General features: G+C 70.8%; 11 protein-coding genes and 1 pseudogene. 6 read left to right on the top strand and 6 right to left on the bottom strand.

The annotated features are described in order from the left end of the window. The 5 genes and pseudogenes from B7L92_RS42950 to B7L92_RS32520 form a co-directional block, all read right to left on the bottom strand. A pseudogene (locus B7L92_RS42950) lies at positions 1-135 on the bottom strand (HAD family phosphatase); the annotation flags it as partial. A 181-nt stretch (positions 136-316) separates the two neighbouring features. Next, positions 317-775: a hypothetical protein gene (locus tag B7L92_RS32535; protein WP_081240884.1), complete on the bottom strand. Its 459-nt coding sequence runs from the start codon at positions 773-775 to the stop codon at positions 317-319. Between the two features lie 191 nt (positions 776-966). Further along, positions 967-1,323 carry a hypothetical protein gene (locus B7L92_RS32530; RefSeq protein WP_081240883.1) on the bottom strand — a complete coding sequence of 119 codons (357 nt, stop codon included), beginning with the start codon at positions 1,321-1,323 and terminating at the stop codon, positions 967-969. Positions 1,324-1,540: 217 nt separating this feature from the next. After that, positions 1,541-3,448, bottom strand: a complete 1,908-nt coding sequence (locus B7L92_RS32525) for a DEDDh family exonuclease (RefSeq protein ID WP_081240882.1) — start codon at positions 3,446-3,448, stop codon at positions 1,541-1,543. Between the two features lie 330 nt (positions 3,449-3,778). Continuing rightward, positions 3,779-4,285 (bottom strand): hypothetical protein, encoded by a 507-nt coding sequence (locus B7L92_RS32520; RefSeq protein WP_255311241.1) that lies wholly within the window; start codon positions 4,283-4,285, stop codon positions 3,779-3,781. Positions 4,286-4,728: 443 nt separating this feature from the next. Between B7L92_RS32520 and B7L92_RS32515 the strand changes: the two genes are divergently transcribed. From B7L92_RS32515 to B7L92_RS32490, 6 genes are all read left to right on the top strand, one after another. Continuing rightward, the gene (locus tag B7L92_RS32515; RefSeq protein ID WP_081240881.1) at positions 4,729-5,613 is read left to right on the top strand and encodes a lysozyme; all 885 of its coding nucleotides are present in this window, start codon (positions 4,729-4,731) and stop codon (positions 5,611-5,613) included. A 112-nt stretch (positions 5,614-5,725) separates the two neighbouring features. Further along, entirely contained in the window at positions 5,726-6,385 is a 660-nt protein-coding gene (locus B7L92_RS32510) for a peptidoglycan recognition protein family protein (RefSeq protein ID WP_081240880.1), read from the top strand. Between the two features lie 197 nt (positions 6,386-6,582). After that, positions 6,583-7,236 (top strand): RNA polymerase sigma factor, encoded by a 654-nt coding sequence (locus B7L92_RS32505; RefSeq protein WP_081240885.1) that lies wholly within the window; start codon positions 6,583-6,585, stop codon positions 7,234-7,236. Beyond that, on the top strand, positions 7,233-7,844 hold the full coding sequence (locus B7L92_RS32500) for a hypothetical protein (RefSeq protein WP_081240879.1): 612 nt from the start codon (positions 7,233-7,235) through the stop codon (positions 7,842-7,844). Before B7L92_RS32505 ends, B7L92_RS32500 begins: the two co-directional genes overlap by 4 nt. Positions 7,845-8,182: 338 nt before the next feature. Next, positions 8,183-9,598 carry an acyltransferase family protein gene (locus B7L92_RS32495; protein WP_107501673.1) on the top strand — a complete coding sequence of 472 codons (1,416 nt, stop codon included), beginning with the start codon at positions 8,183-8,185 and terminating at the stop codon, positions 9,596-9,598. Beyond that, positions 9,511-10,113, top strand: coding sequence for a 3'-5' exonuclease (locus B7L92_RS32490; RefSeq protein WP_081240878.1), 603 nt, complete (start codon positions 9,511-9,513; stop codon positions 10,111-10,113). The genes B7L92_RS32495 and B7L92_RS32490 overlap by 88 nt, the downstream gene beginning before the upstream one ends. A gap of 119 nt (positions 10,114-10,232) precedes the next feature. On the opposite strand, the gene B7L92_RS32485 is transcribed toward B7L92_RS32490, so the two are convergent. Further along, complete coding sequence (locus tag B7L92_RS32485) at positions 10,233-11,612, bottom strand: 8-oxoguanine deaminase (RefSeq protein ID WP_081240877.1); 1,380 nt, start codon at positions 11,610-11,612, stop codon at positions 10,233-10,235. Positions 11,613-11,743 lie beyond the last annotated feature (131 nt).

The raw sequence follows: 11,743 nt of genomic DNA, 5'->3' as shown, positions 1-11,743 counted from the left end.
TGTGGTGGTGCCCCGGGGCACTCCCACGGCACGTTCCAACTCAGTCAGCGGGGCCATGTCGTAGAAACGGATCACGTTGTCGAGGTCGCACAGCACCGCGTCAAAGGGTCTGCTGGATATCTCGGAAGCCGTCACCGCCCATCAATACCACAGCCTTCGACTGCTTCCAGATCACGACTCCGCACAGGCCCTGGTCGGCACGGTGGTGTCTGCCAGTCACCACTCTTGACCGCGGCTGACCCCTGTGTCCGGCACGACTGTGGCACACGGCGAGCAGACGGCTCGGAACCTGGCCGGCTCCGCCGTTGCCCGGTACTCAACCGCCATAGCGGCTGCGCAAATCCTCGGTGATTCGCGACATCAGCCCGATCGAACCCTGCGGTGGCGTCTCCACCAGTGGACCTTCTGTCTGAGGATCGTAGGCAGTCAGTCCGGTCTCCTTCTCGACGATGGCGGCAAGGGCGGAGACCTTGCCGAGCACGACCGCAGCATCATTTCCGGCATGCCAGTACGGCACCGTGATGCTTACCTCGTCACCGAAGACGGACAGGTCAATACCGGTGTCCGAATGGCCCAGGTCCCGCGACTCCTGCTCGTACTCCGTGATCTCCACTTCGCCCAGCAGGGTTCGAGCTTGCGGCACTATTCGGTCCCAAGCATCAAGGAGGTGGGTGGGGATCGGCTCGCCGTCCTCGGCTGTTTCTTCCATCGCCTTCAGGACCTCATCCCAGGACTGTCCGTCGCGCCGGCTCAAAAAGTAGATGTCGTAGCTCATCGCGCGATCGTAGGCACTCGAACACTACGAGGGCAGGGCTGAGGCCGCTTTCCCCTGCTGACTCTGCTGGCGGCACCAGCTCGGGAAGCCGCGGAACGTGGGAACCAACCTGTCCGAACAGCACACCCAGCGGCTTCGGTTCCGTCTGAACGGTTGCGAACGGCGCTGAACGAGAAGGAAGCATGCCCGCTTCAGGGTCTGAGCCGGTTCTGCTGAGGGTCGAAACAGACCAGCCCCATCGAGTCCGCGAGCGCCGCCGCGTAGGTGGAGGCATCCTCAGCCATGCTCCAGCGCATCGGGAAGTAGCCCAACGGGCCGCATGCTTCTCCGATCAACGGTCCCGACGACCAGGGGGAGGTGTCCTCCTCGTCCTCGGTCAGGTCACGCCACTGCTCCAGGAGAGCGGCCACGTAAACCGCTATGCGCTGGGTCGGCGGATGCTCCACATCCGTGTCGACGTAGCGCTCGTAGAGGGCCGTGAACGCTTGCGCGGCCGCCTGATCGTCCACAGGGCGCTCGCCCTCCCACACGGCCAAGTCGTAGCTCATGCCCGGAGGTTCTCATGCTGCACTGACAAGTCGGCCTTGCTCGCGGAACGGGCGGAGTAGGCGCGGCGCACCGTTTCTTGGCCGCAGGCGGCCATCATCTCGGGAAACTCGGGTTACTTGCGGGCGGTTTCCGGGCTGACCTGCGACGGAAAAGCGTTGGGCTCCGGTGGGCCATCTGATCCAGAGGACGCGAAAAACTCCGCATCCGGCGCCGCGTTCAGTCGGCGATGTCGACCCCGTATCCGCGCGCGAGGGTGTCGAGGCCGTAGTCGTAGCCCTGGCCGACGGCGCGTAGGCGCCAGAGCGGACCCCTGCGGTAGATCTCCGCGAGCAGCATCGTGCGTTCGGTGGTGGCGGCGTCCAGGGTGGCCCGGGCGAGAGGTGCCCCGCTGCTGCCGGGGGCCGTGCCGATCTGGATCGCGCCGACGGTCCCGAAGGTGGCGGCGCCGTCGATGGCCGCAGCGACGACGACCTTCCGCGTCGCGGGTGGCAGGGATGCCAGGTCGAGGGCGATGGTCTGTTCGGCAGGGCCTCCGGTCAGCAGGCGTGCCGTCCCGGCGGGGCTCTCCGGTGCTCCGTAGAAGATGAAGTCCTCGTCGGAGGTGACCTGTTCGTCCTCGTCCAGGAGGAAGGCGATCACGTCGATCTCGCAGTCGGCCTGCGGGGTCCAGCCTGCGGTGACGTACCACTCCGGCGTGGGTCCGCCGTGCGGCATGGGCAGGTCGATGACGCCGCCCCTGGGCATTACGTGCGGCTCCTGAGGACGGAGAGCCACCGCACTCTGGTTCGTTGCGGTCGGAGAGGCGAGCCAGTGCAGGTCGTGCACGGGGAGTTCGAGGGCGGTGATGCGCCTCATGCGCCGGTCGCCCTCTCCTCCCGACAGGAGCACGACGTCGGTGACGCTGGCGGACAGGTTGATCGCCGCGGACCCGCCCAGCTCGACGACGCGGGTACGAGCTGCAGCGGCATCGGCATGGACGCCACCGAGCACCAGTACCCGACGTCCCGCCAGGGGCTTGCCCGAGGTTCCGGCGGAGGGCTCCGACGGGCGCGGCGCGGGGACTGGCACGCAGGGAGAGGCCGTGGGGAAAGCCGCTGCTTCCGGGGTGGCCACGGCCGAGGTGGTGGTGGACACCGGCCCCACGGGCCCGACCTGTTCTGTTTCCGGCTCGGTCACCGGAGCGACCTTGACGGCCGTCGTCTCGTGCGCTGTCCCCGGCCGTACGTCGGCCAGCAGCCGCAGGAAGGTCTGCTCGTCGACGACCGGCACGCCTTCTGCGAGCGCGCGTCGGGCCTTCGCCGAATCGGCCGCCGGTTCGTTGGTGACCAGCACGCTGGTGTGCCGACTGACGGAGGTCATCATGTTCAGCCCGGCGGCGACCGCCCGCCCGACCAGTTCCGCCCGGGCGTGGGCGGTCTCACCGGTGATCGCGACCTTCATCCCCTGTTGGAGCGGCCCGCCAGGAGTCAGCCGTCCCGGGTTGCGGTAGGCACAGGGGGTCTTCGGTGGCTTCGGCGTGAAGTGGGATTCCGCCCGCGGTGGGCAGGTCACCAGCGGCAAGGGCAGATCGAGCCGAGCTGCCTCGCGCAGCGATGCCCGCAGGATCCCGGCAAGCACCCGGGTGTCGTCCAGCGCATCGTGAGCACGCTGTTGGGAGACGCCGTAGTGGGCGGCGAGGGTACCGAGTTTCATGTCGTCCGTGGGCGGGTCCACCTGGCGGTTCAGGGCCAGGGTGCACAGCCGCTGCGACACCGGCAGCCACATCCGCGCACGGGCGAACTCATGGGCCAGGAAGTCGTAGTCGAATGGGGCGTTGTGGGCTACCAGGACCCGGTCCTGGAGCATCGCTCCGATCCGCCCGGCGACCTGGTCGAAGGTCGGTGCGCCCTGCAGTCGCTCGGCGGTGAGCCCGTGCACCTCCACCGGCCCCGGGTCGCACCCCGGGTTGAGCAGCGTCGAGAACTCCCCGGTCTGCTCGCCGTCCGGGCCGATCGTGATGACCGCAACGGACAGCACCCGGTCCCGCCGGGCCATGAGTCCCGAGGTCTCCACATCGACCAGGGCCCAGTCGTGGGCGTAATCGCCCATGGCGGGCACGTTGAAGGAGGGGGAGACGAGACTCATGACGCCAAGGATGATCCGATATGCGCCCCTCTTTCAACCTGCATGGTGACTTACCTTCGTCTGGACAGCCGGGACGAACCGCTCATCACTCCGCTGGGAACGTCTCGCTTGCAGGAACGCCGGAGAGCCACCGCGCGGGCCCGTGACCAGTCCAGTTCGTCGGCCGCGTGCAGTTCGACGAGCAGCAGGCGGTGCAACCGGCCGAAGACGCCGGCCTCGCGCCACCGGCACAGGCGGCGCCAGGAGGTCTGTCCAGAGCCGAAGTCCGGCTCCAGCGGGAGCAGTTGCCGGCTGACGTGCTCAGCTCTTTCACGGCAGCGGCACGCGCGCCTACGACGGCCAGGGCGATGCATCCGGGACCGGGGCGCCTTCCAGCGGTAGGCGGTCGCGGTAGTACTCCGACTCCAACCACTCCTCCCTCACGAGGAGCGGCCGCGACAGACGCACGTCGCCAACCTCCTGCGAACGCAGAAGAAGCCCCAGGTCGGCCAGGGCAAGGGAATCATCGAGGGTGTACAACAGGCAGCTCCCGTGCTCGGCGGCGTGATCGAGGAGGAACTGGTGCGCCTGCTCGGGATCGCGGCCGGCCAGCGCGAAGCCCGCGAGCAAGACCTGCGGACCCGTGACCGCATCCAGGGCGATGCACGCCAGCTCGCCCGCGCCGTAGAACACCTTCACGCCGTCGGCGAAGTCTTCCTGCCCGTAGAGGCCGCCCACCCGCTCCCGCGGCTCAGAGACCCGGAGCGCGTCGGCCACCTCGGCCGGGTCCATCCCGAACCGCAGTGGCCCCAACCCGACTCCGGGCAGCAGCTCCCAGCGCTCCCGTTCCTCGCTCACGCTCACGTTCTTCACCCCTTCGAGAGATCGTGTCACCCGCTACGCACGTAAGAACAGTTCGGTGAACTGCCGACGTGCAAGCGGCAGGAAGACCGCTGGGACGGTGCGGCCGCTCCGGCCGCCGCGGGATCCCTCCCCCGCCGGGGCGGGCGGTAGGGCCGCCGCGCACGGGTGACGCGGCCGCGGGGCCGGGCGGCTGAGCGGCAGAAGGGCGCGGGTCCGCTTTCATCCGGTGAAAGTTTCCGCCATCCGGAGGACGAGTTTCCTGGTTACCGGCCCCGGCAGTGGACCAGACCACCAGAGGGGGATGGAGACTCTTTACGCGCGGGGAATCCCCATGCCTAATTAATGACGCGCGCACGTCAAACAGCGCGGGGTCTACCCGCGTCGATCCGGCCGGGATCGTCTCCTTCCCTCATCCCCCACCTCTGACCGGAGGCAGCATGTTCTCCTTCCGTCGCCGCACGGCCGGCTTCCCCAGACGGACCGTCACCGCCCTCGGCGTCCTCGGCGCGGCCCTCGCCCTGACGGCCACCACCGCGGGCGGCGCGACCGCCGCGCCCAAGCCCCCCGCCGACGACCCCGTCGCGGTCAAGCCGGGCCAGGCGTACATGGGCGTGGGCGCCCGGATCCACGAGGACGTCCCGGCCGGGGAGCCGTCGATGGGCGTCATGGCCCCGAGCGACGGCGTCCAGGGCATCGACGTCTCGCACTGGCAGGGCGCCATCAACTGGACCTCGGTGCGGGGCGCCGGCATCCAGTTCGCCTGGATGAAGGCCACCGAGGGCACCGGCTACAAGGACGCGCGCTTCAACACCAACTACCCCGCCGCGTACCACGCGGGAGTGATCCGGGGCGCGTACCACTTCGCCCTCCCCAACGCCTCCAACGGCGCCACCCAGGCGACCTACTTCGTCAACAACGGCGGCGGCTGGTCGCGCGACAACCTGACCCTGCCGGGCGTCCTGGACATCGAGCACAACCCCTACGGGGCGATGTGCTACGGCCTGTCCACCACGCAGATGCGCACCTGGATCAACGACTTCTACACCACCTACAAGTCCCGCACCGGCCGTGACGTGGTGATCTACACGACGGCGAGCTGGTGGAACACCTGCACCGGCAACTGGACCGGCATGTACAGCAAGAGCCCGCTGTGGGCGGCGCATTGGGGCGTCTCGTCCCCGACCATCCCGAGCGGCTTCCCCACCTGGACGGTGTGGCAGTACACCGCCACGGGTTCGGTCAGCGGCGTCTCCGGCAACGTGGACCGCAACCAGTTCAACGGCTCCCGCGACCGGCTCCTGGCCCTCGCCAACAACACGTAGCGGCGCGGACCTCCCGCCGTCACGTCCCAGCAAGCGATCACGCGGTGGAGCCGACGACCGTCCCTCCCGTCGGCTCCACCGCTTCCCCCCACCCTTCCCGCAAGGAGTGATCGTGCACGCCGAGAACCCACTGCGCCGCCGTCTGCTGCTCACCGGTGCGGCGGCCGGCCTGGTCACCGCCACCGCCCTGCCGGGCACCGCCCGCGCCCGGGAGGCCGCCGCCGTCGAGCCGGACATCGACGCCACCGGCACCTGGGGCGCCCGCTCCCCCCGGGGGAGCATCAGCCGGCTGTCGTACCGGCCGAGCCGGATCGTCGTCCACCACACGGTGAGCGCCAACACCTCCGACTCCTCCCGGGCCCGGGCGCACGCCCACGCCCACTGGGTCCAGGACCTGCACATGGACGACAACGGGTGGGTCGACACCGGCTACCACTTCCTGGTCAGCAGGGGCGGCTGGATCACCGAGGGCCGGCACGGCAGCCTGCAGACCCTCACCGGCGGAACCGGCTTCGTGCTCGGCGCCCACACCTCGGGCCAGAACGAGCAGGCCGTCGGGATCGCGTGCGAGGGCGCGTACCACGCGGGCGCGACACCGCCGCAGGCCCAGTGGGACGTCCTGGTGGTGCTGTGCGCGTACGTGTGCGCGCGGTACGGGATCCCGCCGACCCGGCTCTACGGCCACAAGGACTACAGCGACACCCTCTGCCCGGGCGTCTACCACGACCGGCTGCCCCGGCTGCGCGACGAGGTGGCGGCCCGGATGGCGTGAGGACCGCTCCCCGGCGGACCAGGGGTTGGTGGAACATCGAGGAACCGGCCCCCGGAGCCGGAGGACCGTCGTGTGCCGGGGCCCCGGCCCGCTCTGTAACGCTTTTCGCGTCTCGGCCCAAGAACAGGTGAAGCCCTTCTGGAGAACTCCGCCGAACCTCCGTGAGGAAGGACCAGGGGGCCTCCGACGAGAAGGGGATGTTCGTGGACGACGCGGAACGGTTACAGGGTGGGCCCGCCGCGGCGGTACGTGACCCGCAGCTCTTCGAGGAGTTCTACCGGCGCCACGTGGACGCGGTGATGCGTTTCGTGGCCCGGCGGGTCGACGACCCGCACACCGCCGCCGACCTGACGGCCGAGATCTTCCTGGCCGTCCTCGACTCGGCCCACTCCTACCGACCGGGTCTCGGCAGCGAGACCGCCTGGCTCTACGGCATCGCGCGCAACGTCGTGTCCTCGGAGCGCCGCCGGGTCGCCCGGGAGGCCGAACGCGATCTGCGGATCTCCGGCCGGAGGCTGCTGGAGGCCGACGACATCATCCGCATCGAGGACCGGCTCGACGCGGAGAGTCCGGGGCGGCGCGTCCTGGCCGCGCTGGAGAGGCTTCCCGAGGGCGAGCGGGCCCTCATGGAACTGATCGCGGTGGACCAGCTCACGGTCACGGAGGCGGCGGCTGCGCTGGGCATCCGCCAGGTCACGGCCCGGGTCCGGCTGCACCGGGCGCGCAGGGCGTTGCGGAAGGAGGCGGACTCCGGGACCTCGAGGACGCGTCCCACCGCCGTACCGGCACGGTCCACGGGAGCGGAGGCGCCGGACGCATCGCTGGTGTACGTCGCAAGGGGAGAAGCATGAGCACGCGGACGACGTTCGAGGACCGGCTGCTGGACGGCCTGAAGAGGGAGATCGAGCAGCGCGAGGCCGGGGCGTGCCGGACCGGGCCGGCCGAGGCCGGAGCCGGGGAGGGCAGGCCGAAGGCTTCCGTGCACCGTCCGTTCGCCCCGCGTCGGATCGCCGTCGTCGCGGTGGCCTGCGCGGCGGCCTGGCTCGCCACGGTGGTTGTGCCCGGCTCGTCGACCGACTCGGCGGCATACGCGGTGGAACCCCACGGCGACGGCAGTGTCACGCTCACCGTCAGGGACCAGAGCATCGGTGTCGAGGCCCAGCGTGAGCTCGCACGGAAAGTCCGTCCGTGGGGCATTCACGTGACCATCGATCTGCTCGCTCCCGGCTACGTCTGCGAGCGCAGCGAAGTCACCCCGCTCCTGGGGGTCGACGCGCAGGGCAACCGATTCTCCGTCATCCCCTTGAAGGCCGGCTGGGACGTCACCCTGCGCCGGGGCAACGTGCTGGCCTTCGAGAACACCAGGGGCGATTCCCTGCCGCGCGCGGTCGAGTTCTACAGGACCAGGGCCGAGGCCGAGCCCTGCGTTCCGATGAAGGTCGCCCTGCCCGACGACTAGCCGACGGATTCACACAAGCGCGTCCACGCCCGCGGAGCCGACGCTCCACGGGCCGCCGGTTGGCCGGCGAACGCGAACCGGCCCACGGCGCCCTGTCAGCCTGCCGCGCGGGTGAGGGGCGTGTTCGCCCCCTCCTGGACCGGGCACGGCCACGGGACATCACACCCGTACTCACGGCGCATGCCGCTTCATCAGGTGCGTCCGGTCTTCCGTCATCCTGCGGCCGCGCCGTCGCCGGCCGGATCGAAGGCCTGGCGTCCCCGGGCCCGCGCGGACCGCGTCGGCATCCGCCGTGACAAGCCCGACGAACATCTCACCGAAGAGGACTCCGTCCGCACATGGAACCCCCGCACCTCGTCCCTGCTTCACCGACGCACTCATCCTCTGTCACCGCACCATCGCCGAAAGCCATCCATGCGGCCGGTCCGTCGCGGTGGGGCTGGCTGGACGCGTTGCGCGGCATCGCCGCACTCGTCGTGGTGTTCGACCACTCGTCGTACACCTTCATGGCGGAGTTCCGGCGGGAGTTGATGCCGGAGTTCAACGCCGGCCGGTACGGCATCATGGTGTTCTTCCTGGTGAGCGGCTACATCATCCCCGCGTCGCTGGAGCGCCGGGGCTGTGTCCGGACGTTCTGGATCGGGCGGGTCTTCCGTGTGTACCCGCTGTGGGCGGCCGTCGTCGCCGTGCTTCTCGCCGTCGACTTCCTGGGGCTTGCGGAGATGCGCGACTTCGGCCGGCTCGGCGCCGCCACCGTGGCGGTCGCCCACCTCACCATGCTCCAGGAGGTACTGGGGACACCCAATCTCCTGCTCGTCCTGTGGACGCTCTCGTACGAGATGGCCTTCTACCTGCTGGTCGTCGCCCTTTTCACGGTCCGTCTCCACCGGCGGCCGGGAACGGTCGCCGTCTCCCTGGCCGTGCTCGCCGCCGTGAGCGTGACAGCCGGGGTCGTGCCGCCGGTCTCCGCCCTCTCCGGCACGGTCGGTACCGGCCCGCTGGTCGCGTTCGCCTCGATCACCATGGTGGTCGCTGTCTGCTGCGCGAGCGCCGGGTCACCCGTGCTCCGGGTGTTCGGGGGCATGCTGGGCGGGGTGCTGGCGCTCGTCCTGGTCCCGTCCAACGGAACGGTCCCGCTGTGGGAGGGCCTGGTGATCCTCGCCGTGATGTTCCTCGGGACCGCCGTCCACCGTGCCGAGAACGGTCGGAGCACCTGGCGCCGTGCGGCCGGCACCGCCGCCTTGGTGGTCGCCTGTGCCGTGGGGAGCGCGTACCGGTACGGCGACGGTGACCACTGCACACGGCGCGGCTGGATCGTCGCGTTCCTGCTGGCCGTGCTCACCTTCGGTGCCGGCCTGTTGTCGCGCCGTCGGCGCATGCCGCGGATGCTGACCGGATCGGGAGCGATCAGCTACTCGGTCTACCTGGTGCATCCGCTGCTGCTGGCGGTGGTCGACGGCACGGTCGGACGACGGCGGCAGGACCATCTCGCGTTCGAAGCGGCGTTCTTCGCCGTGCTGCTGCCCCTGTGCGTGCTGACCCACCGTTGTGTCGAAGTGCCGAGCCAGGCGTGGGGCCGCAGGCTGGCCCGCCGCATGCGGCCGGTCCCGCCGGTGGGGGGAAATTCGGCTGCCGGGGCGTCCCCGGCCTGGGATCCTTCCGTCCCATGGCCGGACGACGCGTCAAACCCAGTCTGTACATCTCCGTCGACGTCGAGGCCGACGGCCCCATCCCCGGTCCGTACTCCCTGCTGAGCCTGGGCGCGTCGGTCGCCGGGGTGCAGGACGCCGACGGGTTCCGGGCCGCCGATCCCGAGGAGCGGACGTTCTACCGGGAACTGCGGCCGATCAGCGAGGAGTTCGTGCCCGAGGCGCTGGCGGTGAGCGGACTGGACCGGGACCGGCTCGGCGTCGAGGGCGCCGAACCGGAGCGGGCGATGCGGGAGTTCACCGACTGGGTGCGCGAGGCGGCGGCCGGTGCCCAGCCGGTGATGTGCGGTTACCCCGCGTCGTACGACTGGACGTTCCTGTACTGGTACTTGATCCGCTTCACCGGCTCCAGCCCCTTCGGGCACTCGGGGTGCCTGGACATGAAGACCCTGTACGCCACCAAGGCGGGGCTGCCGCTGCGGGCGGTGGCGAAGGGCACCATGCCGCGCGAACTGCTCTCCCGGCGCCGCCACACTCACCACGCGCTCGACGACGCGATCGAGCAGGCCGAGCTGTTCGCGAACCTCATGGCGTGGCCGGGGCCCTCGCGCCGGCCGTGACGGCGGACCGTTCCGGGGCGCGCGGGGAGACGCGCCCCGGAGACGGCCGTCGCGGACCCCGCCGGGGGCCGCGGTCCCGGCCGCGGGAGCCGTCCCTCCCGGCCGGGGTCTTCGGGGGGTCAGTCCCGTGCGGCGATCCGGGCCAGCCGCCGCGCCTCGGCGCGGGTCGTGCGGGCGATCGTGTCCTCGTCGGCCGTGAGCAGCCGGCCGTTCTCCACGATCTGCCGGCCGTTCACGAAGGAGGCCGTGACGGGGGCCGCCGCACCGAGGACCAGCGCGGCCACCGGGTCGGCGATGGAGGAGTGGGCGAGGGTGTCCATCCGCCACAGCACCAGGTCGGCGAGCTTGCCGGGCTCCAGGGAGCCGATCTCCTCCGCGCGGCCCAGCACCCGGGCTCCGCCGTACGTGCCGAGCCGCAGGGCCCGCCGGGTGTCCAGGGCGGCCTCGCGGTGGGCGCCGAGGCGGTTGACCAGCAGGGCGTTGCGCAGTTCGGTGTGCAGTTCGCCGGACTCGTTGGAGGCGGTGCCGTCCACGCCGAGGCCGACCGGGACGCCGGCCGCGAGCAGGTCGGGGACGCGGGCGAGGCCGGCCGCGAGGCGGGCGTTGGAGGAGGGGCAGTGGGCGACGCCGGTCCCCGTCCGGGCGAAGGCGGCGATGTCGGAGTCGTTCATGTGGACGCAGTGCGCCATCCACACGTCCTCGCCGAGCCAGCCGGTGGACTCGAAGTAGTCGGTCGGGCCCATGCCGAACCGCTCGTGGCAGAACTTCTCCTCCTCCTCGGTCTCCGAGCCGTGGGTGTGCAGGCGCACGCCGAGGCGCCGGGCCAGTCCGGCTCCCTCACGCATGAGTTCGGTGGAGACGGAGAAGGGGGAGCAGGGTGCGACGGCGACCCGGGTCATCGCGTCGAAGGAGGCGTCGTGGTGCCGCCGCACCGTCTCCTCGGTCGCGGCCAGGGCGTCCTCGAGGGTCTCGACGGCGAAGTCCGGGGGCAGTCCGCCGTCCTTCTCGCCGTGGTCCATGGAGCCGCGGGCGAGGGTGAAGCGGACCCCCATGTCGCGGGCGGCGCGGACGAGGGCGCCGGACAGGTCGCCGGCGCCCCGCGGGAAGACGTAGTGGTGGTCCACGGCGGTGGTGACGCCGCCGCGGGCCATCATCGCGAGCGAGCCCTGGGCCGCCGCGTGCACCATCGGCTCGTCGATGTGCGCCCAGGTCGGGTAGAGCGCGACGAGCCAGTCGAACAGGTTGCGGTCGGTGGCCAGGCCCCGGGTGAGCCACTGGTAGAAGTGGTGGTGGGTGTTGACCAGGCCGGGGGTCACCAGGTGCCCGGAGGCGTCGATGCGGCGGACGACGTCCCGGAGGCCCTCGGGGGCCGGGCCCGGGCCGAGCGACTCGATGCGGTTGCCGGCGAGGACGAGGTGGCCGCGGGCGTACTCGGTGTCCTTCGCGTCGACGGTCGCGATCGCGCAGTTCTCGATGACGGTGCGCTGGACTGCTGCCATGGTGCGTCCCTCTTGCTCTCTGGGTCCTTGGGCGGGCGGGGCACGGCAGGACCCCGGGAGGGGTTCCGAGTGCCGCGACCGGGGAGGCGTGCTCCTCGGCCTCGGGTGCCGAGGGGGCGGGTGCCCTCGGC

It is taken from the genome of Streptomyces viridosporus (assembly GCF_002078235.1).
Classification (GTDB): Bacteria; Actinomycetota; Actinomycetes; order Streptomycetales; family Streptomycetaceae; genus Streptomyces; species Streptomyces viridosporus.
The sequence above is the reverse complement of the archived record's forward strand: the minus strand, read 5'-3'. Positions and strand labels throughout refer to the sequence as shown.

What these genes read in the sequence shown, in the direction of transcription:
- B7L92_RS32515 (WP_081240881.1), top strand. Translation starts at nt 4,729, where the DNA reads ATGTTCTCCTTCCGTCGCCGCACGGCCGGCTTCCCCAGACGGACCGTC.
- B7L92_RS32525 (WP_081240882.1), bottom strand. Translation starts at nt 3,448, where the DNA reads ATGAGTCTCGTCTCCCCCTCCTTCAACGTGCCCGCCATGGGCGATTAC.
- B7L92_RS32490 (WP_081240878.1), top strand. Translation starts at nt 9,511, where the DNA reads ATGGCCGGACGACGCGTCAAACCCAGTCTGTACATCTCCGTCGACGTC.
- B7L92_RS32495 (WP_107501673.1), top strand. Translation starts at nt 8,183, where the DNA reads ATGGAACCCCCGCACCTCGTCCCTGCTTCACCGACGCACTCATCCTCT.
- B7L92_RS32530 (WP_081240883.1), bottom strand. Translation starts at nt 1,323, where the DNA reads ATGAGCTACGACTTGGCCGTGTGGGAGGGCGAGCGCCCTGTGGACGAT.
- B7L92_RS32505 (WP_081240885.1), top strand. Translation starts at nt 6,583, where the DNA reads ATGTTCGTGGACGACGCGGAACGGTTACAGGGTGGGCCCGCCGCGGCG.
- B7L92_RS32500 (WP_081240879.1), top strand. Translation starts at nt 7,233, where the DNA reads ATGAGCACGCGGACGACGTTCGAGGACCGGCTGCTGGACGGCCTGAAG.
- B7L92_RS32535 (WP_081240884.1), bottom strand. Translation starts at nt 775, where the DNA reads ATGAGCTACGACATCTACTTTTTGAGCCGGCGCGACGGACAGTCCTGG.
- B7L92_RS32485 (WP_081240877.1), bottom strand. Translation starts at nt 11,612, where the DNA reads ATGGCAGCAGTCCAGCGCACCGTCATCGAGAACTGCGCGATCGCGACC.